Annotated in this window: 21 protein-coding genes and 1 pseudogene; 10 read left to right on the top strand and 12 right to left on the bottom strand. The window is 68.7% G+C overall.

Going from position 1 to position 19,817, the window contains the following annotated elements; genetic code table 11:
* Positions 1 to 83: 83 nt before the first annotated feature.
* From LZ686_RS12155 to LZ686_RS12145, 3 genes are all read left to right on the top strand, one after another.
* Complete coding sequence (locus LZ686_RS12155; protein ID WP_045984055.1) at positions 84 to 737, top strand: response regulator transcription factor; 654 nt, start codon at positions 84 to 86, stop codon at positions 735 to 737.
* Positions 734 to 1,957, top strand: a complete 1,224-nt coding sequence (locus tag LZ686_RS12150) for a sensor histidine kinase (protein ID WP_349547959.1) — start codon at positions 734 to 736, stop codon at positions 1,955 to 1,957. Before LZ686_RS12155 ends, LZ686_RS12150 begins: the two co-directional genes overlap by 4 nt.
* Positions 1,958 to 2,043: 86 nt before the next feature.
* On the top strand, positions 2,044 to 2,379 hold the full coding sequence (locus tag LZ686_RS12145) for a hypothetical protein (RefSeq protein WP_349547958.1): 336 nt from the start codon (positions 2,044 to 2,046) through the stop codon (positions 2,377 to 2,379).
* A 141-nt stretch (positions 2,380 to 2,520) separates the two neighbouring features.
* Here LZ686_RS12145 and LZ686_RS12140 read toward each other — a convergent pair whose 3' ends face one another.
* The 5 genes from LZ686_RS12140 to LZ686_RS12120 are packed head-to-tail and all read right to left on the bottom strand — an operon-like array spanning position 2,521 to position 4,168.
* Entirely contained in the window at positions 2,521 to 2,703 is a 183-nt protein-coding gene (locus LZ686_RS12140) for a cyanase (protein WP_349547957.1), read from the bottom strand.
* Between the two features lie 57 nt (positions 2,704 to 2,760).
* Positions 2,761 to 2,910, bottom strand: coding sequence for a hypothetical protein (locus LZ686_RS12135; RefSeq protein ID WP_349547956.1), 150 nt, complete (start codon positions 2,908 to 2,910; stop codon positions 2,761 to 2,763).
* 25 nt (positions 2,911 to 2,935) lie between these two features.
* Positions 2,936 to 3,400: a nuclear transport factor 2 family protein gene (locus LZ686_RS12130; RefSeq protein WP_349547955.1), complete on the bottom strand. Its 465-nt coding sequence runs from the start codon at positions 3,398 to 3,400 to the stop codon at positions 2,936 to 2,938.
* Positions 3,397 to 3,951 carry an ABC transporter ATP-binding protein gene (locus LZ686_RS12125; RefSeq protein ID WP_349547954.1) on the bottom strand — a complete coding sequence of 185 codons (555 nt, stop codon included), beginning with the start codon at positions 3,949 to 3,951 and terminating at the stop codon, positions 3,397 to 3,399. The genes LZ686_RS12130 and LZ686_RS12125 overlap by 4 nt, the downstream gene beginning before the upstream one ends.
* 4 nt (positions 3,952 to 3,955) lie before the next feature.
* Positions 3,956 to 4,168 (bottom strand): ATP-binding cassette domain-containing protein, encoded by a 213-nt coding sequence (locus tag LZ686_RS12120; protein WP_349547953.1) that lies wholly within the window; start codon positions 4,166 to 4,168, stop codon positions 3,956 to 3,958.
* Between the two features lie 33 nt (positions 4,169 to 4,201).
* Between LZ686_RS12120 and LZ686_RS12115 the strand changes: the two genes are divergently transcribed.
* Positions 4,202 to 4,423, top strand: a complete 222-nt coding sequence (locus LZ686_RS12115; protein WP_349547952.1) for a hypothetical protein — start codon at positions 4,202 to 4,204, stop codon at positions 4,421 to 4,423.
* Between the two features lie 60 nt (positions 4,424 to 4,483).
* On the opposite strand, the gene LZ686_RS12110 is transcribed toward LZ686_RS12115, so the two are convergent.
* Both LZ686_RS12110 and LZ686_RS12105 read right to left on the bottom strand, forming a co-directional pair.
* The gene (locus LZ686_RS12110; protein WP_349547951.1) at positions 4,484 to 6,964 is read right to left on the bottom strand and encodes a hybrid sensor histidine kinase/response regulator; all 2,481 of its coding nucleotides are present in this window, start codon (positions 6,962 to 6,964) and stop codon (positions 4,484 to 4,486) included.
* Positions 6,961 to 7,458 (bottom strand): putative pterin-binding protein, encoded by a 498-nt coding sequence (locus LZ686_RS12105; RefSeq protein ID WP_349547950.1) that lies wholly within the window; start codon positions 7,456 to 7,458, stop codon positions 6,961 to 6,963. The genes LZ686_RS12110 and LZ686_RS12105 overlap by 4 nt, the downstream gene beginning before the upstream one ends.
* On the opposite strand from LZ686_RS12105, the pseudogene LZ686_RS18835 reads away from it, so the two are divergent.
* The 3 genes and pseudogenes from LZ686_RS18835 to LZ686_RS12090 form a co-directional block, all read left to right on the top strand.
* Positions 7,457 to 7,981 (top strand): annotated as a pseudogene (locus LZ686_RS18835) (response regulator); the annotation flags it as partial. The gene LZ686_RS12105 and the pseudogene LZ686_RS18835 sit on opposite strands and share 2 nt — an antisense overlap.
* Positions 7,982 to 8,186: 205 nt before the next feature.
* Positions 8,187 to 8,696: a hypothetical protein gene (locus LZ686_RS12095; protein WP_349547948.1), complete on the top strand. Its 510-nt coding sequence runs from the start codon at positions 8,187 to 8,189 to the stop codon at positions 8,694 to 8,696.
* A 9-nt stretch (positions 8,697 to 8,705) separates the two neighbouring features.
* Positions 8,706 to 9,614, top strand: coding sequence for an alpha/beta hydrolase (locus LZ686_RS12090; protein WP_349547947.1), 909 nt, complete (start codon positions 8,706 to 8,708; stop codon positions 9,612 to 9,614).
* Between the two features lie 6 nt (positions 9,615 to 9,620).
* Here the strand turns inward: LZ686_RS12090 and LZ686_RS12085 are convergent, their stop codons facing one another.
* The 4 genes from LZ686_RS12085 to LZ686_RS12070 form a co-directional block, all read right to left on the bottom strand.
* Positions 9,621 to 10,613, bottom strand: coding sequence for a Hint domain-containing protein (locus tag LZ686_RS12085; RefSeq protein ID WP_349547946.1), 993 nt, complete (start codon positions 10,611 to 10,613; stop codon positions 9,621 to 9,623).
* 425 nt (positions 10,614 to 11,038) lie between these two features.
* Positions 11,039 to 13,162, bottom strand: a complete 2,124-nt coding sequence (locus LZ686_RS12080) for an esterase-like activity of phytase family protein (protein ID WP_349547978.1) — start codon at positions 13,160 to 13,162, stop codon at positions 11,039 to 11,041.
* Positions 13,163 to 13,303: 141 nt separating this feature from the next.
* Entirely contained in the window at positions 13,304 to 13,999 is a 696-nt protein-coding gene (locus LZ686_RS12075; RefSeq protein ID WP_349547945.1) for a glutathione S-transferase family protein, read from the bottom strand.
* Positions 13,989 to 14,435, bottom strand: a complete 447-nt coding sequence (locus tag LZ686_RS12070; RefSeq protein ID WP_349547944.1) for a VOC family protein — start codon at positions 14,433 to 14,435, stop codon at positions 13,989 to 13,991. Before LZ686_RS12070 ends, LZ686_RS12075 begins: the two co-directional genes overlap by 11 nt.
* Positions 14,436 to 14,493: 58 nt before the next feature.
* Between LZ686_RS12070 and LZ686_RS12065 the strand changes: the two genes are divergently transcribed.
* Positions 14,494 to 15,195: a winged helix-turn-helix transcriptional regulator gene (locus LZ686_RS12065; protein ID WP_349547943.1), complete on the top strand. Its 702-nt coding sequence runs from the start codon at positions 14,494 to 14,496 to the stop codon at positions 15,193 to 15,195.
* A gap of 653 nt (positions 15,196 to 15,848) precedes the next feature.
* Complete coding sequence (locus LZ686_RS12060; protein ID WP_349547942.1) at positions 15,849 to 17,426, top strand: GMC oxidoreductase; 1,578 nt, start codon at positions 15,849 to 15,851, stop codon at positions 17,424 to 17,426.
* Here the strand turns inward: LZ686_RS12060 and LZ686_RS12055 are convergent, their stop codons facing one another.
* Positions 17,427 to 18,569 (bottom strand): DegT/DnrJ/EryC1/StrS family aminotransferase, encoded by a 1,143-nt coding sequence (locus tag LZ686_RS12055; RefSeq protein ID WP_349547941.1) that lies wholly within the window; start codon positions 18,567 to 18,569, stop codon positions 17,427 to 17,429. It lies immediately after the preceding gene.
* Positions 18,570 to 18,845: 276 nt separating this feature from the next.
* Here LZ686_RS12055 and LZ686_RS12050 point away from each other — a divergent pair, with 276 nt between their 5' ends.
* Positions 18,846 to 19,814, top strand: a complete 969-nt coding sequence (locus LZ686_RS12050; protein ID WP_295168821.1) for an AAA family ATPase — start codon at positions 18,846 to 18,848, stop codon at positions 19,812 to 19,814.
* Positions 19,815 to 19,817 lie beyond the last annotated feature (3 nt).

The following is a 19,817-nucleotide window of genomic DNA, read 5'->3' as shown; positions in this document are numbered from 1 at the left end:
TCATCACGACGCCGTGAGGCGCTCTTTTCCGTTGATCCGGGCCCCCCGTCCCGCCATGTCTTGGCGGAACGAAGGGAAATCGGATGCGTGTGCTGCTGATCGAAGACGAGGCCGATATCGCCGATGCGCTGGTCCGGTACTTGCGGGCGCAGGGTCATGCGGTCGATCATGCGCCGGACCTGGACACCGCGCGCGCGGCCTTGGAGGTTGCGGGCTTCGACGCGATCCTGCTGGACCTGGCGCTGCCGGACGGGTCCGGGCTGGTGCTGCTGCGCGAGCAGCGCCATCGCGGCAACCGCGTGCCGGTGATCATCGCCACCGCGCGCGACCAGATCACCGAACGCATCGCCGGGCTGGATGCGGGCGCGGACGATTACGTCGTCAAACCCTATGACCTGGCCGAGATCGAGGCGCGTCTGCGCGCCAATGCCCGCCGCGCATCGGGCGATCCGGCGACGGAAAGCAGGCTTGGCGGGCTGCGGGTGGACCGCGCCGGAGCCCGCCTGTTCAAGGGCGAGGCCGAGATCCGGCTGACCTCGCGCGAATGGGCGCTGTTCGACGCACTGCTATCCGCGCGGGGCAGGGTGCTGTCCAAGCAGGTGCTGGAGGATCGCCTCTATGCCTTCGACGACGCCATCGAGGGGAACGCGGTCGAAGTCTATGTCTCGCGGCTGCGGGGCAAGCTGGGGGCCGATGCGATCCAGACGCGGCGCGGCCTGGGATACCTGATCCCGTGACGCGGCCCTGGTCCCTGCGCGGCAGGCTGGTGCGCCGGGTCGTGCTGGGGGCCTGCGCCGCGTGGCTGGCGGGGGTGGCGCTGGCCGCGACGGTGATCTCTCACGAGATGTCCGAGCTGATGGATGACAGCCTGGAGGCATCGGCCCGCCTGTCGCTGTCGCTGTACCGTGGCGCGGGTCAGGTCGGGACACTGGCCCCGGGCGACAGCGCGATCCGCATCATTGACGGGGGCGTGGCGGTGACCGACGCGCCCTGGGCGCCGGTCACCGCCGATGGCGGCCAGGACCTGCCCGGCTGGCGGGTGTTCCGCCTGGCCGATCCGGCGGGCGATCTGGTCGTCGAGGTCGGCCACACCACCGCCTGGCGCCGCGACGAGCTGCGCGAAAGCCTGACCTGGCTGGTGGGGCTGATGCTGCCGGTCCTGCTGGCCGCGCCCTTGGCGATCCGCGGGGCGGTCGGGTCGGCGCTGCGGCCCGCGACGCGCTTCGCGGGCGAATTGCGCCGGCGGTCGGCCCAGGACCTGTCCCCCGTCGCGACCCCGGACCTGCCGATCGAACTGGACCCGATCCCGCAGGCGCTGAACGGCTATCTGGACACGATCCGCGCCCGGATCGATGCGGAACGCCAATTCGCCACCAACGCCGCGCACGAGTTGCGCACGCCCATCGCCGCCGCGTCCGGCCAGGCGCAGCTGATCGCGGCGGGTCTGGCCGACGACGCGGCGGCGGGGCGGTTGGCGGGCGCGCTTTCCCGCATGGGCCACCTGGTCGAACGCCTGCTGCAGCTGTCGCGGGCCGAGGCGGGGGCGATGGGCGCGGGCCCGTGCGACCTGATCCGCGTGGCGCGGATGGTCATCGACGACATCGGCCAGCCGGTGATGTTCGACGACGGAGAGATGACGCAGGCCCCGGTGGCCGTCGATCCCGACGCGCTGGCGCTGATCCTGCGCAACCTGTTGCGCAACGCGGTCGACCACGGGACGGGGGACCTGCGGGTGCTGATTTCGGCGGGGCCGGCGTTGACGGTCAGCAATGCGGTCGGGCCGGGCGCGGCCTTTCGCCATGCGACCTTCGACAAGGGCGCGGGGTCGCAGGGTGCCGGGCTGGGCCTGGCCATCGTGACGCGCATGGCCGCGGCCCACGGGATTGCGATGCGCTATGCGATGACCGACGCGCGCGCCCGAGTCACGCTGGATTTCGGGCCCGGGGCGGATGCCTGACGCCGCGCCCGGCGATGCGCATCAAGCGACCTTTTGTCTTTTGCGCGGGTCGGGCATATGCTGGCCCGATGGATCAGGGACAGACAGTGCCACAGCAGGATGAGGGCGATCAGGGGTCGGTGACCCCCGATCCCGCGGGCCCCATGCCCCCTGCACTGAAAAGCGACACGCGGCAGACCAACTGGCGCCGCGCCAACCTGCTGAAATACAGCGCCCATCTGGCGGTACAGCGGGCGCTGGCTTCGGGGCAGCTGCAAAAGCGGCCCTGCGAGGTCTGCGGCGCAGAGACGGTCGATGCCCATCACGACCACTATGACCAGCCGCTGGCCGTGCGCTGGCTGTGCCGCACCCATCACGTCAAGCTGCACCATTACGGCGAGGACATGTTCCCTATCGGCAACACGCCCCGGGACCAGGACTGAGGGACGGCTCCGCATCGGGCCCGCGGCCCCGTCCGGGGCGTCCCAAAGTCCCCGGCTCCCGGGCTGCGGCCGTCACCAGGCGTTATAGGCCAGATACTTGCCCGGCATCTTCAGCTCGACGCGGTCGCCCTTGGGGTTGGTCTATCGGGTCACGGACATCTCGAAGTCGATGGCAGACATGATGCCGGTGCCGAACTTCTCCTCGATCAGCGCCTTGATGGTGGGGCCATAGACGCCCACGATCTCGTACAGGCGATAGAGGCAGGGGTCCGTCGGCACCGCCTGGCTCCAGATCTTGGTGGGCGGACAGCAGGTCGGCCGCATCGGCGGGCAGGTCCAGCGCCGTGACCAGTTCCTGCGCCTTGTCGAAGGGAAAGGCGTTCATGCCCATGCAGTCCGAATGCGTGAAGACCTGCGACATGCCGATGCGCTGGGCGATCCCCCGCAGGACAGGCCCTTGGCCTTTCTGGCGGCCAGGATCAGGGCGGTCACGTCCTCGCCGGTCAGGGTGTGGGCAATCTGGTCTTTCATGGTCGTCTCCTTGGGGTGAAGGGGGTTACAGGCCCAGGTCAGTCAGGCCAGGATGATCGGCAGGGCGCGGCCCTTGCGGCCAGCGGAACAGGCGGTCGGCATCGCCGATGGCGACATCGTTGATCGAGGCGTGGCGCGCGGTCATCAGGCCGTCCGCGTCGAACCGGCAGTTCTCGTTGCCGTGAGACCGGAACCACCGGCCCGCGGCATCGTGCCATTCATAACAGAACCGCACCGCGATGCGGTCGGGGGCGTGGCACCACAAAGCCTTGATCAGGCGATAGCTCTGTTCGGCCTGCCACTTGCGGATCAAGAACGCCTGCACCTGGTCGTGGCCATGCAGGAAGTCGGACCGGTTCCGCCAGACGGTGTCGGGCGTATAGGCCAGTGCGACGCGGGCCGGATCGCGGCCGTTCCACGCGTCCTCGGCCATGCGGACCTTGTGGATCGCGTTTTCGCGCGAGAAGGGCGGCACCGGCGGGCGGGTCATTCTCCGATGGCCCGCAGATGCGCCGGGACCGGTTCGGTCAGGTCGATGCGCACCGGATCGGGGCGTTGCGCCGCCCCGCGCGGGGCCTGTCCGGCCAGTTCCGCGGACCGCCTGCCCAGGAATTGCACCAGGTGGTTGCGGATCGGATAGTAGCTCGGGTGATCGGCGATGTCGGTGCGCGCGCGTGGCCGCGGGATGGTGATCTGGACTGATTCCGCCGCCCGCGCAAAGGGTCCGTTCGTCATCAGCAGGATGCGGTCGGCCAGCAGGATCGCCTCGTCGATGTCATGGGTGATCATGAAGACGGTCCGGTTGGTGCCGCCCCAGATCTTCAGCAGCTCGTCCTGGATGGTGCCGCGGGTCAGCGCGTCCAGCGCGCCGAACGGCTCGTCCAAGAGCAGCTGCTTGGGGTGGTTGGCAAAGGCGCGGGCGATGGACACGCGCTGGCGCATCCCGCCCGACAGCTGGCTGGGCTTGCGGTGGATCGCCTCCGCGCTCAGCCCGACCATCGACAGGTACCGGGTCGCGACCTCGTCGACCTGTGCGCGCATCCGGTCAGGATGGCGGGCGCACCCCGAAGCGGACATTGCCAAGCGCGGTCAGCCACGGCAGCAGCGCGTAGTTCTGGAAGACCACGCCGCGGTCCAGGCTGGGGCCGGAAATCTCGGCCCCGTCCATGGTCACGACGCCGGAGGTGGTTTGCGCCAAGCCCGCCAGGATGTTCGTGATCGTCTGTTTTCCGCAGCCCGAATGGCACAGGATCACCACGAATGCGCCCCGGTCTATCCTGGCGGGGCGGTGATGACGGATGCCCAGATGCGCATCCTGGCCCGCGACACCGTGCTGAACGCCATGCGCGAGGCGGGCGGCATGGTGTCGGGCCGCGACGGCGCCGCGGCCCTGCTGGGCGTTGCGGCCACGACGCTGTATTCGCGGCTGGCCAAGTACGGCGTGCTGGAGGCCGAGTGTGCACCCCCCCGCGGTCCCGACCAGCCAAGCCAAGGGGCGAGGCGGCGGCCCTGACGGCACGCGATGACCCAGGGTCCGGCGGGGCCCCAACGAACCCCGGTGCGGGCAGCAGCATCACGGGGACATGGCGCCGATGGCCGCCAGCCGGTTCAGGATGTCGGGCCGCGCAAGCGTGCCGGCCGTCAGCCCGCTCTCAAGGTCGCTCAGGGCATCGCGCAATTCGGACAGGCCCAGCAGCGCCACGGACCCGGCCATCCGATGGGCCAGATGCGCCGCGTCCGACAGGGTCGCCGGATCGGCCGTCAGGTCATCCAGCCGGGCCAGCCCGTCGTGGAACTCAGACAAAATGCGGTTCAGCATCCTGTCGGCATGCTCCGCCCCGATGTTGCCGGCCAGATGGCGCCGGGCGGCGTCCCTGGCCGGGGACGCGCCGCGCATGGTCGCGACGCGATCCAGCAAGGGGTCGAGGGCCTGGAAGGACAGCGGCTTTGTCAGCGTGGCCGACATGCCCGCCGCCTGGAACCGGTCCTGATCCGCGGGCCGGGCATGGGCCGTCAGGGCGATGATCGGCGTAGCGACGTTCGGGCCTTGCGCGCGGATCCGCGTCGCGGCGGTAATGCCGTCCATGCGGGGCATGCTGATGTCCATGAAGATCAAGTCGAATCGCTGCGCCAGCGCGGCATCCACGCCCTGTTGCCCGTCCACGGCCTCGACGACGTCGCTGTTGCGGGCATGCAGCATGTCGCGGACGACCATCCGGTTAACCTCGTTGTCCTCGACCACCAGCACGCGGCGCCGGGGACTGGGCGCGGGGAGCGCAGGGCGGGCGGGGGTCGTTACCGGGGGCGGCAGCGGCTGGTCGGCCAGCGGCACTGTCAGGATGAAGCAGGCGCCCTGTCCGATCGCGCTCTCCACGCGGATGTCGCCGTCCATCAGCCGGGTCAGGCGGCGCACGATGCCAAGGCCCAGGCCCGTCCCCTCGACCGTGCGGCGGAACGACGGGTCGAGGGTCACGAACTCCTGGAAGATGCGTGCGTGATCCTCGGGGGCGATGCCGATGCCGGTGTCATGCACGCGGAATTCGACCAGACCGCGCTGTCGCCGGTCGATGGTGACGGTGATGCGGCCGCCTTCGGTGAACTTGATGGCATTGCCGATCAGGTTCATCAGGATCTGCGTCAGGCGCGCCGGATCGCCCAGGACAGGGCAGGCTGCGTCCCCGATCATCTGCGCCGACAGCGTGTTCCCGCGTTGCCGCGCCCGCGCCTGCAGCGCCTCCAGAAGGTCTAGCACCAGCCTGTGCGGGTCGAAGGCAACCTGCTCCAGCCGCATGGCCCCCGCATCGGCCCGCGCGATGTCCAGGACCGAATTGACATGCCCCAGCAGCAGGGCGCCCGATTGGGCCATGACCTCGGCATAGCGGCGCTGCTGCGGGTTCAGCGGGGTGGCGGACAGCAGGTCCAGCGTGCCCAGCAGGCCGTTCAGGGGGGTCCGCATCTCGTGGCTCATGACGGTCAGCATCTCGTCCTTGGCACGCTCTCCGGCGACGGCGCGGTCGCGGGCGCGGATCAGCTCATCAGCCTCCTGCACCTGGCGGGTGACGTCGCGCACGAAGGCGATCATGACCGGCCCCCGTTCGCTGGGCGCGCGGGCGACGGTGACCTCGATGGGAAAGATCTCGCCGGACTTGCGCATCGCCGTCGCCCGGACCGGACGGCCCGGATCGGTGGCCGGTGTGGAGATGTCGGCCAGGAACCCCCGCACCTCGGCGCGGGCGGCCTCGGGGACGATCAGGGTCAGCATGTCGACGCCCAATGCCTCTTCCGCGCCATAGCCATAGATACGCTGCGCGGATTCGTTGAAATCCAGGATGCGGCCGTCGGTGTCGGCCACGACGATGGCGTCGTGGGATGTGGCGATCACCGTGCGCAGCCGTGCGTGCGTCGTGGCGATCCGTGCCGCCTGGCGCCGTGCGCGGTCCGCCATGACCGCGAGCGCCGCGACCACCAGCGTCACCGCCACGACCATCATCCCGACAAGCAGGGCCAGGTCGTGCATGGCCGCGGACACCTGTTCGCGCTGGCGGTCGGACTGCCCCGAAAACAGCCGCACCCCCTCCAGCGACGCGGACCGCACCACCGGGCGCAGGGCCGCAACCCGGGCCTGCAGCGTAGGCAGCGCGTCGCGCAGCCGGTCGTCGGACCCGTCGATCAGCGGCACGATGGCGTCCAGCGCGGCCTCTGTCTGGTCCAGCCTGCGGCGGGCGGGGTCGTCCTGACGCAGGGTCTGGAACACGCGTCCGGTCGTCAGCGTCCGCATGCGGGAATAGAGGATGTCGAACCGCGTCCTGACCTCGGCCGGCATCGCGGGGTCGCCGGGCTGCTCGCGGGCGTCGCCGACCGCGACCAGCAGGGCCAGCAGCTCGACCTCTGACTGGGCCAGCGACCACTGGATGCTGTCTGAATTCGCGGTGGCAAGCTGATCGATCTGGCGCCGCGCATCCGCGCTGACGACCCAGACCACGAACCCGCACACGGCGATCGAGACCGTCAGGACGGCCACCGCGACCTGCAGCCGGGTGCGGATGGCGCTCATGGTACCGGGGCGGTGCTGAGACGGTTGAGCTGCCAGATGCTGCGGGAGTAGATCACCTCGGTCTGGTACTGCCGGTCGGCGTCATAGGGATAGACGATCCACAGCGGTCCCTTGTCGCGAACCGACATCTCGCGGTCGTCCATCAGATAGGCCACCAGGGGCACGTCCGGGCCGATCTCGGCCAGGGGTATGCTGATGGCATAGTCGTTGATCGCGGTCGCCGACACCTCTCCTGTGCTGCCGGGGCCGGTGGCGATGCCGGCATCCGCCAGGATGCGGGCCAGCGGGACGCCGGTGAATCCGTGCACCCCTTCGGTCCAGACGGTCGAGGTGCTGATCTGCGCCTCGCCCAGGGCCTGCAGCGCCGGCAGGCCATAGCTGCGCGACCCGTCCGGGCCGTCGACGCTGAGAAGGGCCGCCTCCTGTGCCAGAGCCGGCCCGGCCAGGGCAAGGGCGGCGGACAGAAGGGTGCCGTGGAGGAATGTGCGAACCATGAGGGTATCCCGATGCAGTCTGGCGATCATGGTCGGAAATGTCGCATGGACGACACAGACACGCACGACATCATTCGTATCGGACGCTATACGAACGGATAGTCCGGTTGTATCCTTTGGCGCAGACGGGCGGGCCATGCGGATACGGGCGGATCGAAGAACTCCGATCATCGGGTATCACGGACCCCGGCAACACAGGCTAGCATGTCTGGCTTGCCGCGTAAGAGGTGAAGTCGTGAAAATTTTACTGGCTGATGACCATGACCTGATCCGAGAGACCCTGGTCCTGTATCTGGGCGCGCAGATCGACGCCCAGGTCGTCGAGGTCGGCGATGTCGCCGGCGCGGAACGGGCGATCGCGCAGGCGGGGGATGTTCCCTTCGATCTGGCGCTGCTGGATTACGACATGCCGGGGATGGACGGGCTGGCGGGACTGGCCGTGATCCGCGGCCTGATGGATCCGCGCCCCGTCGCGATCCTGTCGGGGACCGCCTCGCGCAGCGTGGCGCGGGACGCAATGGCGGCGGGGGCGCGGGGCTTTCTGCCCAAGACGATGAACGCGCGGTCGCTGGCCGCGGCCGTGACCTTCATCGCGTCCGGAGAGATCTTCGTGCCCTACGGCTATCTGGAACAGGACGACCACGCCCCCGTGGGCGAATTGACCGCACGCGAGACCCAGGTCCTGCGCGGCCTGACCGAGGGGCGGTCGAACAAGGCTGTCGGATCGTGTGACGCTGAACCTGGGTGTGACCGGACGCGGCGGGGCAGGGCGGAACCCCGACCTGAGCTATGCCCTGACCTGGCGCGCGACGGACCGCCTGTCGCTCAGCTATGCCAGCAGGCCCATCCGCATGGACGGGTCCTGGAGCGGCCTGCTGGACGGCAGGCTGCGGGCCGAACTGACCCTGCCGCGCATCCCCCTGCCTGCGGGACGGGGGGCCGATTGCCGGATGCGCGTCACGCTGCCCGATCCGACCCGCGATGCGCTGGTCCTGTCCTGTGGCCTCAGGCTGACCGAGCGGCTGTCCCTGGGCGTTTCGGCCCATGCCTATGCGTCGGGGGTGCAACGGCCGTGGGACCCTGATTACACCTACAGCGCGACCTGGAAGGTGACCGACCGCCTGCGCATCGGCTATGGCAATTACGCCGCCAACCGGTTTCCCTGGAACCGGGGCGACGGGCCCGGCGCCGGGCTGCGCGACGGCACCCTGTCGCTGACCTACGATCTGTCCTTCTGAGAGAGCCCGATGACCCGCATCCGCCTTGTCCTGCTGATCCTGCTGATGGCCATCGCCCCGCCCACCGTGTCGCGGGCTGACGTCTGGATGGGAGAGACGGTCTTCAGCCCCGTCCTGGGGCGTGCGCTGTCCTACGACATCTACCTGCCGCCGGGCAGCGAAGGGGGCACGCGTGCCTATCCGGTGCTGTACCTGCTGCATGGCGGCGGGACGGGGCAGCCGTCGGACTGGTTCACCCTGGCGGGGATCGACCAGGTCCTGGACCGGCTGATCGCCCAGGGGCGGATCAGGCCCTTGATCGCGGTTGCGCCCGACGGTCGGCGGCCGGATGACGGGCCGGCCAGCTATTTCCTGGACGATGCGGACGGGGCCGCCCGGTGGCAGACCGCCTTTCTGGACGACGCGATGCCGGGGATCGAGGCCCGTCACCCGGTGCTGCCCGGACGGCGGGCGGTCATGGGCATTTCGATGGGCGGGTTCGCCGCGCTGGTCTATCGGCTAGAGCATCCCGACCTGTTCGCCGGGGCCGCCGCCCTCAGCCCGGCGCTGCGCACGGACGACCAGCTGCTGGCCTTGTCGCCGGGTGACTATGCCGACCGTTTCGCGACCCTGCTGGGCCCGGATCTTGAGGGTGCGGCGCGGCTGACCGACCGGTGGGCCGCGTTCCGGCCCGCAGCGATGGCCGCGTCGGCGGATGCGGCCCGGCTGGCTCGCATCCCGTCGATCCATGTCCAGACCGGGTCGGATGACAGCTTCTTCGAGGGCACGGCCCAGCTGCACGTCGCCCTGCGCGATGCGGGCATCCGCCACCGTTTCCGCGTGATCGAAGCGGGCCATGACTGGCCCGCATGGCAATGCATGCTGGAGGACGCGCTGCTGCATGTCGATGCCGTGCTGTCGCGCGGCTATGGCGAATAGTTGTGCCTAATGCGCCGGGACGTGGGCGTCGTGGTCCTGCCGCGCGTCGCCCGATCCGCCTGTGCGCCGTTCGTGGCGCAGCAGATCGCCCCGCCGCCATTCCTCATAGCGCAAGCGCGTCGACGCGCTTGCATGATTGCGCAGGGCAGGGGCGTCCTTCCACAGGTCGAGGGAATAGGGTGTCATCAGCAGGCTTTCGACCCGGTTGCGCGCGGTCAGGATGACCGAATGCACCGGCAGCAGGATGTGGTGATAGTCGATGGGCCCATGATCGGGCCGCGCCATGGCGCGCCCGGCCTCGGCCAGGTGCCTGGCCTTGGCCCAACGCCCGCGCCACAGGATCCGGTGCAGCGGAGAGAACAGCTCTCCGTTCAGGTCGACGGGGCAATCCTGGGGGGTCTGCCCGGAACAGTGCCGCGCGCCCGTCCACAGCACCGGCTGGCGTCCGTCGGCCGTCATGATCGCGTCGCCCGCGCGGACATCGCGAACCGCGATCACGCCGGCGCGGGCGACGTCGACCTGCACGTCCGGTCCGAAACAGGGCGCCGCTGCCTGTCGCTGCGGGGCGGGTGCGATGTCATAGGCGCCGTTGCCGACCTGGAACGTCTGCGGCAGCGTGGCAAAGGAGCGGTCGCCGTTCGTGATCATGATCGGCCCGATCCAGGGCGACCCCGCCGCGGGCTGCATGACCGAGGTGTTGATCCGGGCATAGTGATCCCCCAGCCCCGACAGGTCGCCCTGGATATTGGCGGTCTGGCCGGGGTTCATGGGCCGGTATTCCGCCACCTGCCGGCCCGACCCGTCAAAGACCTTCATCCCGGTGATGCCGCTTCTGCCGGTCAGCTCGGTCCCCGTGTCGTCGATGGCCGTGATCTCGATCCGGTGATCCTTGGCCCACATCTGGCGACCCCATTGCACCGTGGCCGTGCCTTGAGAGGAGTTGGTGCCGACGGCGGGATCGACGATCAGCTGATCGCCCCGAATGCTGAACGTGATCACGGGAATGTCCTTCTGCAGGGTTTTCCCGACCCTTAGGGATTTGCATGTTCTGCAAGGTTAACATCCCGCGCGACGCAGGCCTTTTTTGCCGATCGTGGTTGACCGGGCGTTAATGTCGGGCTGTCCCGCCATCGTGTGCCAGAATGCCGGCGCAGGCCGCGCCGGGAGTCGGAATGCCGGATTGATCGGGCGCGGCCGGTCTGGGGGATGCATCCGGACCCGCGTCGGTTCGGCGCAGCTGATGGCTGCATGGCCCGATTCATGCCCCCGCGTCATCCTCCCGGATCGCCGTGCGAATGTCGGGAGCGGTTTTGGGCGAGCGTGCCAGCCGCATCACCCGACGGTCAAGGGCCACTCACGACTGTGCCCAGTCCGATCGGACCGGGCACGGTGTTCCGTTCTAGCGGCGGCCGTGGAACCGCGGCCTATTGCGCGGCGCGCATCAGGCCTGTGGACCAGAACAGTGTTTCGCCGGAACTGTCGTCGGTGCCGTCATTGTCGGTGACCACCCAGCCCATACCGGCCGCGTCGACTGCGAACCCCTCGACTTTGTCCAGGACATAGCCGTTCTGCGCCTTGAGGTCGGGGATCAGGTCGCGGACCAGCTCCTTGGTCACGACGGGCAGGGGGGCGCCCAGCCCTGCGGGCACCATCTCTGACAGCGGCACGCGGAACAGCGCCTTGAGCACGGCGGCGTCGCCGATCAGGTTGTCGCGTTCGATCAGATAGGCCCAGTCACCGTCGATGGCGATTTCCGAAAGGCCCGTCCAGCCGTCGCCCGCAGGGTCCAGCGGATAGGCGACGGCGCCCCAGTCCTGCGTCAGCAGGTCATAGGAGACCAGCTTGACCTGGCCGGCGGGGTCGTCGCCCCATTCGCGCTGGACGGCCATCCACAGGCGGTCGCCCTGCCGGGCGATCCCCTCGAACCCATAGCGGTCCTCGTGGGCCAGCAGTTCGGCGGGCAGGCCGATCTCCTCCTGGATCTCGCCCTGGGCGTCGACATGGATGATGGCGTGGGGGATCAGGTGGTCGCTGCGACCCTCGGACGCCAGCCAGAAGCCGCCCTGACCGTCGGGCGTGATGCCCTCCAGGTCCAGCTTCTGCGCCGGATCACCATTGCGGGTCACGATCGTCTTGGCGGTGATCCGCGCGGGTGTCCGCGTGGCGTCGATGGCATGGATCGCGGGCTGCGCGCCATAGGCGCTGTCCGACACGGCGAACAGCTGGCCCGGTGCATCACCCGCGGCTAGGCCCGACAGCGCGCCCCATCCGATCAGCCCGTCCGCGCCCTCCGCGGTGATCGTCGGATAGCGGGGGGGACCGTCGGTTGCGCCGAACAGCATGACGTGGGCGCGCGCGCCGCCCTCTGCGCCCAGATCGGCCTCGTTGGCGGTGACCAGCAGGTCGCGGGCGGGCAGGGCCACGATGCCTTCGGGGCTGATGCCCGACGGCAGCAGTTGCGTCAGCCGCGGCGCCGCCAGGTCGCTGACATCGTAGACGCCGATCAGCGATCCGCGTTCCGAGACGACGAAGACATGCGGGATGCCGTCAAAGGTCGCGACCTCGATCGATTCCGGTTCGACACCCTTGGCGTCCGAGCGCTTGTCGGGATAGTGGCCCGCCCGGATGACCGCGTGTTCGAAGCTGCTGCCCGAGTCGTAGACGACCGTGCCGTCGCGGTGAAAGATGCTCCATCCGCGCGATCCGCCCTGATAGTCGCCCTCGTTCGCGGTGGCGAAATGGTCGGCGTCGATCCACTTTACCGCATCGGGTTCGCGCGGAACGTCCGTCAGCGCCCCGTCAAAGGTCAGCGCCCCGTCGTCGCGCGTGTCGATGTCGTCCAGGCTGACCGTGCCGGCGCTGAAATGCGCGGCGATGGTGCCATCCGCGCCGATCACGACGACATGGTTGTTTTCCTGCAGGGTGACGACGATCTCTCCCGCAGCGTTGATGTCAACATATTCCGGCTCGGGGTCGTCGGGGGCGATGTCCGCCAGACCGGTCAGGTCGATGCGGGTCTGCCCGTCGCAGTCCAGTGTGCCGTCGGTGACGGCCAGCGTGACCACATGGCCCGCGGGCATCTGCGGCAGGGCACCGTCGTTCAGGTCCTCGTCGCGCTGATTCTCGATCGCGACGGCCAGAAAGCTGCCGTCATCGGTACGGGCGACCGCATCCGGCTGCCCGCCCAGGTCGCAGGATGCCAGCACCGCGCGGGTCTTCAGGTCCAGCACCCGCAGCTGCCCCGAGGGTTCGGTGAACGAGGTCGACGTGTCCACGCCCACATACACCCGGTCGTCGATGATCACGGCAGTGGTGGGTTCCCCGTCCATCGGCACGGTGCCCAGGGGCAGGGGGGCGGCCGGGTCGGTGATGTCCAGAAAGCCCAGCACCCCAAGCGGGCTGTCGGAATAGACCAGCGTGTTGCCGTCTTCGGAGGCCGAGATGATCTCGGCCGAGGTCGGGCGCGACCGGTCCTCTGCCGCGGCCATGTTGTCGGGCGTGGCGAATGTCGCGATCCGGTCGAAGGTGGTCTGAGCCATCGCAGGCATGGCCGTGGCCAGCGCGACGGCCGACGTCAGAAGGGCAAGTCTTTGCACCGTGGAATCCCCCGTTTTGGTTCGGGGTCCTCTTTGATCACGGTCGGTGACGGCCTTGCGACACTCTGATGGCGCTTGTGCGACAGTGGGCGGTCATGGCCCGTCCGGCGGCGCCCCTTCCGGGCCGACCGGAGGCGGGGCGCCGGTGAAGCCGGCCATGTGGTCGTCCAAGGCGCGGCCGAACGCATCGCGCCCCGTCCCGCGTGCGACATAGGCGGCCAGGTTGGGGTGGTCGTCCAGCATCCCGTCCGCCATCCGCAGGACCGACACCATCAGCAGATCGCCCGGCCCGAATTCGCCGCCGAACCAGTCCGCCGTGCCAAGCCGGTCCGACGCCTCGTGCAGGCGCTCGTCGATGCGGGCCATGACCGCGGGCAGGCGGGGTGCGGACCAGGGCGCGTCGGCCTCGAACAGCATGGCCATGGCGTGGTCCATGAACGGCGGTTCCAGCGTGTTCAGGGCGGCGAATGCCCATTCCAGCTGCATCGCCCGCGCCGCCGCCGTGCCTGGCATCAGGCCGGGGAAGCGTTCGGCAATGTGCCAGACGATCGCACCGCTTTCGAACAGGATCAGGTCACCGTCCTCCAGCGTCGGCACCTGGCCGAAGGGCTGGCGCGCCCGGTGCGGCGGCCGCTTCTGCGCGCCTTGGGACAGCAGGCGCACGGAATAGGGCTGGCCCACCTCCTCCAGCGCCCACCGGACGCGCAGGTCACGGACCTGGCCCCTGGCGAAATCCGGAACCCAGTCGAAGGCGGTGATGGTGATCTTGGCCGCGGGATCAACCGGCATGGCGGCCCCCCGCATCCTGCATTTCGGGGGGGCCGTCCCGCGTCGCGGCGGGGTCCATCCACACCGTCTCCCATCCGTGGCCGTCGGGGTCGTCGAAGGCACCGCCATACATGAAGCCCTGGTCCTCGACCTGGCGCGTGTCGTGCCCGCCCGCCTCGCGCGCGCGGCGGTGGATGTCGTCGACGGCCGCGCGGCTGTCGAAGGTCAGGCATAGAAGCACGCCCGACTGGGTACGGGCGTCGACGATGCGCTTGTCGGTGAAGGTGGCGTAGAAGGTGTGATCCAGCAGCATCACGTGGATGGCGTCGGACCAGACCATTCCGCTGGCCTGTTCGTTCGAGAAGGCCTCGTTCTTTGTAAAGCCGATCGCCTCGTAAAAGGCGGTCGCCCGCGCCACGTCCGTGACGGGCAGGTTGACGAAGATCATCCGGGTCATCGATTCGCTCCTCCTGTGCAGTTGACAGGATGGGGGCGATTGGTTACCTGAGGCAACCATGAAGTTACAAAAAGAAACCATCAGGCCGGAACCCGCCCATGGCCGCTGGTACGACGATGCCTGCGGCAGTGCCTTTGGCATGGAATTGCTGGGCGAACGCTGGACCCTGCTGATCCTGCGCGAACTGATGTTCGGGCCGCGCCGGTTCACCGACCTGCGCGCGGACCTGCCCGGCATCAGCGCCAAGATCCTGACCGAACGGCTGGCCGGGATGGAGCGCAGCGGCATCCTGGCCCGCATCACCCTGTCCGACCCGGTGCCCGCGCAGGTCTATCAGCTGACGCCTTGGGGCCGGTCGGCCGAACCCATCCTGCAGGAGATCGGGCGGTGGGCTGCCGCCTCTCCGCTGCATGACCCGACGCTGCCCCTGTCGGCGGCGTCATTCATCATGTCCCTGCGGACCATGCTGGATCGCCAGGCGGCCGCGGGCCTGACTCTGACGGTGGCGATCACCATCGGCGGCTCCTCCTTCGGCCTGCGTCTTGAACAGGCGTGTCTGGATGTCACCCGCGGGCTTCCCGACGCGGCCGATCTGGTCTTCGAGGCGGATGCGGCACCCCGTATGGCCGCGCTGTTCTATGGCAAGGTCGCACCTGAAACGGTCGGCGTGACCTGTAGGGGCGCGGCTTGCGACCTGCGTCGCTTCATGGACCTGTTCAATCTTCCGGAAAAATCCGCCCCGCCGAATGTTGCGGATTGATATATGCAAAGCGACCCGGCTCGATTGCGAAATGACGGCCGAAACTGCCAATATATATATATTGACGTATTGTGACGGTGGTTAATGGATAAATTTACCGTTTGAGATTGCGGCGGGAAATTAATAATACAAATAGACTACAGCACCTTAGCACCGCGCGACGCCCGCTGTGGTTGTCTGCGCAATTTTTTTGCGCGCAGGCCGGTCGATCGCGGGACTGTTGTCACAGTCACGGACATGTCTTATTCCCGCAATCGATGCCGAACCTGTATGCTTTTCGCAATATTATCGTGCGAACGATTCAATTTCCGGTCGGTGCGGTGCGGCACGATGAATGATGCCCGTTTTGACGCATGGAGTATTTAATGAGCTGTTCCCCTGACCTGCCGGTGCGCAACCTTGTCACGTCGGCGAAGAGCATGCGGTCTGTCATGACGGAACGGACGTCGACGACCTGCCCCGTTGGAAACGTCTAGGACCGTGGCATATTGCGACCACAAGGATGATCAGGTGAATTTCAGCCAGTTCCTTTTCCACACGTCCTTTCCGTTCGACGATCTGCGTCGGTCCGCCCTGCACAGCGCGATGGGCGCCCCCACCCGATCGTGGCCGGCCTCCGGCCTTTGGGATCACCTTCAACGATCGGCAAGACCATGACCGGCGCCGCAACGTGGAGGCACGCATCCATCGCGGATGGCAGCCGGTTTGACGCGATCGTCGTGGGCTCTGGCGCGGCAGGTGGCGTCGCCGCCACCGCGCTGGCCGAGGCGGGGATGCGCGTGGCGGTCCTAGAGGCCGGCGATGCCGGGCCCGGCCGCATCAACCCCGTGACCAAGGCCCTGACGGCCGTGGCCCGGTTCCTGGACAGGACCAGGGCCGAAAGCCGGATGCCGCCCAGCCTGGCCCGCTTTGGCGAACGCGCCTTTCGACTGTTGGGCCGCGCTCGCCAGCCGGTCCAGTCGCGTTGCTTTGCCTGGGCGATGGCCCCCAACGTGCTGGTCGACGACCGCGACTGTCCCTACCAGACCGAGGATGGCAGCCAGTTCCTGTGGTTCCGCGCCCGCCAGCCGGGGGGGCGCATGACCGTTCCCGGCCATGGGCGCCAGTACTATCGTCTGTCCGGCATGAAGTCGGATGGCTCGAACAGCGCCGACAATGCCTGGCCCTTTGCGCTGGAGGATGTCGCCGACTGGTACGGATGGGTCGAGGACAAGCTGCAGCTGCGCGGCGGCGATCAGGCCGTTCCCGGCCCGGACACCAGCCGCCTGGCCGGCGTCCTGCAGCCCACCCCGTCCGAGCAGGCGATCATCGGCGCGATCCGGTCCAGATGGCCGCGGGCGCGGCCGGTGCTGGGGAATTTCGCGCCGCCCCTGTCATGGCTGGACATCGCGGCCGGCACGGGCCGCATGGCGTTCCAGGCCGGCGCCGTGGTGCGCCGCGTCCTGAAGGATCCGTCGGGCGCGGTCAGCGGGGTCGAGTGGATCGACGGCCGCACGGGCGCGGTCCGGACCGTCCACGCGCCGGTCGTGTTCCTCTGCGCCTCGGCGATCGAGAGCACGCGCATTTTGCTGCTGTCGCGGTCGGTGGGCGATGATGCGGGCATTGGGACGGAATCGCCAGCCCTGGGCCGGCACCTGATGGACCACGCGGTCATGAGCGGAACCGGATATCGCGACGGAGCGGACGACGTCCTGCCCGAACAGGCCGAGCCCGGCCGCTGCATCCACATTCCGCCCGACCCCTCGCTGCATCCGTCGATCAGCATGCAGATCCATGTCCATCCCCGTCCCGACGGGGCCGCGCGCGTCGACATCGTCTCGTTCGCCGAGATGCTGCCCGACCCGTGGAACCGGGTGACGCTGTCGCCGTCGCAGACCGACCGGTACGGCATCCCGGTCCCGGTGATCCGCTTCCGCCATTCGGCGGAACAGCGCGCCCTGGCGGACCGTCAGGCGCAGATCATCCGCGAGCTGTCGGCGGATATCGGTCTGACGGACGTGATCTTGAACACCGACCTGTCACCCGGCGGCACCAGCGTGCATGAATGCGGCACGGCGCGGATGGGAACCGACCCCGCGACATCCGTCGTGGACATGCACAACGAATGCTGGGACGTGCCGGGCCTTTATGTCACGGACGGGGCGTGCTTTCCGCGCCAGCATGTCCACAACCCGACCCTGACGATGATGATGCTGACCGCACGCGCCGCGGCGCATGCGGCCGCCCGCTGATCAGCGCTGGCCCGCAAGCTTGCGGGCCACCATCGCCATCAGCGGGGTGGGATAGCGCATCCCAAGCGTGACGATGCAGGTCCGGTCCAGAATCTCCAGCGTGCGGGCGCACATGTCGGGTGTGTATTCGATGTCGCGCTTGGCCCAGGCCCAGGGGTTCATCTTGGGATGGAAGGTCCGCTTGTTCAGGATCGGCTCCCAGTTGGTGTACAGGTGCTTGGAGCTGTCGCGCAGGCGGTTGTGCACGCCCCGGCGGCCGGTCAGCTCGATCGCCTTCTCTCGGGTCGGGGCCAGGATCGACAGGCTGACGGCCGAAGCGGGATCGTTGTGCGGGGTGACCCTGAATTCGCTGCTGTGCTGCAAGATATCGGCCAGGACGGCGCGGCGCTTCTGCATCCGGCGCAGCATGGGGACCACCTTCTTCAGCTGGACGCGCAGCATGGCGCCGTCCATCTCGGTGACCTTCATGTTCATGCCGACGAATTCGGGCTCGTTCAGCCGGTCGCCGTGCTGGCGTACCATCGATCCCAGATCGTGATAGCTGCGCGCGCGGATGAAATAGCGTTCGTCGCTGGTCAGGACGGCCCCGCCTTCGCCGATGTTCATGTTCTTCATGCGGTTGAAGCTGAAGACGCCCAGATCGCCGATCGCCCCGCAATGCCGGTCCTTGTATCGGATGCCCACGGCCTGGGACGAATCCTCGATGACGATCAGGCCATGTTCTTTGGCGATCGCCATGATCGCGTCCATGTCGCAGGGCGCGTTGACCATGTGCACGGGGATGATCGCGCGGGTATAGGGGGTGATCTTGGCCCGGACGTCCTCGGGGTCCATGGTCAGCGTCTCGTCGATGTCGACCAGGATCGGCACGGCCCCGACCTGCACCGGCGCGGCGGCGGTCGCCATCCAGGTATAGGCCGGCACCAGCACCTCGTCGCCCGGACCGATCCCGGCGGCGGCCAGGGCCGCGACCAGCGCGCTAGTCCCCGAATTGACGGCCAGCACATGTGCGGCGCCGGTCTGGGCGGCCATCTCGCGTTCGAACAGGGCCGTCCGGCTGGCCCCGCTGTCATAGCGCAGCAGGCTGCCGCTTGCGATGGCGCGGCCGACCGCGAACCACTCTCTCAGACCGACGTCAGGCACTGTCCGCTCCGTATGCGATGGGCGCTGGATTGCGCGCCGTGCACCATCCCGCGCCAGGGCCTGCAGGGCAAGGGGAAGATGCCGAATCCACCCGGTTATCGATGCTGCGGCGGCCCGTTCCGCCCCCCACAATGGCGTGATTCCACTTGCGGTGGCGAGGCGGGGCCGTCGCACAGCGCTGGCGGGCCTGCCCGACTTTGGTGGCAGCGCGGCGCGGCCCGGCTGGCCATGATGGGAAAGCCGCTGCACCATCTGTAAGCAATCCGAGGGGCGCTCATGGACGATCATGCTGATGTCGATCTGGCCCGCGCCAGTGTCAGGGCCGTGGCCGACGACGTGGCGGGGACGCTGGTGGGCCACGACTGGCTGGTCGAACGTCTGCTGATCGCGTACCTGACCGGCGGCCATGTCCTGCTGGAGGGGCCGCCAGGCATCGCCAAGACGCGCGCGGTCAAGCAGCTGGCGGCGCGTCTGCCAGGCGAGCATGCGCGCATCCAGTGCACCCCCGACCTGCTGCCGTCGGATCTGACCGGCAGCCAGGTGTTCCGTCCCGAGACCGGCGGCTTCGACTTTCTGCCCGGCCCGGTCTTTCACAACATCGTCCTGGTGGACGAGATCAACCGCGCGCCCCCCAAGGTCCAGTCGGCCCTGCTGGAGGCGATGGCCGAAGGGCAGGTCACCACCGGCGGCGTGACACGCCCCCTGCCGCATCCCTTCATGGTCGTGGCCACCCAGAACCCGATCGAGCACGAGGGCACCTTTCCGCTGCCCGAGGCGCAGATGGACCGCTTTCTGCTGCACCTGCGGCTGGACCTGCCGGGCGCCGAGGACGAACGCGCCATCCTGGACCTGGTCGAGGCCGAGGGCCGGGGCAGCATGGCGGCCGTGCTGTCGCAGGTGACGGCCGCCGACCTGGATCGCGCGCGCCTGCAGGTCGCGGGGGTGACGTTGGCCCCCGTGCTCAAGGATTTCATTATCCGGCTGGTTTTGGCGACGCGGCCCGGCGGGGTGCTGGCAGAGGCGGTCGAACACCCGGTTTCTCCGCGCGGGACGCTGGCGCTGGCCGCGGCGGTGCGCGCGCGCGCCTGGCTGCAGGGCCGTGATCACGGCCTGCCCGAGGACGTGCAGGCCCTGGCCCCCGATGCCTTGGCCCACCGGCTGGTCCCGAACTGGAAGGCCGCCAGCGAAGGGCAGGACGGCCGCCGCCTGATCGCCGAGGCGCTGCGCCAGGTGACCCCGTGGTAGGGG

Source organism: Paracoccus sp. NFXS7 (genome assembly GCF_040148865.1).
GTDB classification, from domain to species: domain Bacteria; phylum Pseudomonadota; class Alphaproteobacteria; order Rhodobacterales; family Rhodobacteraceae; genus Paracoccus; species Paracoccus marcusii.
This window is presented reverse-complemented; position numbering and strand designations above follow the sequence as displayed.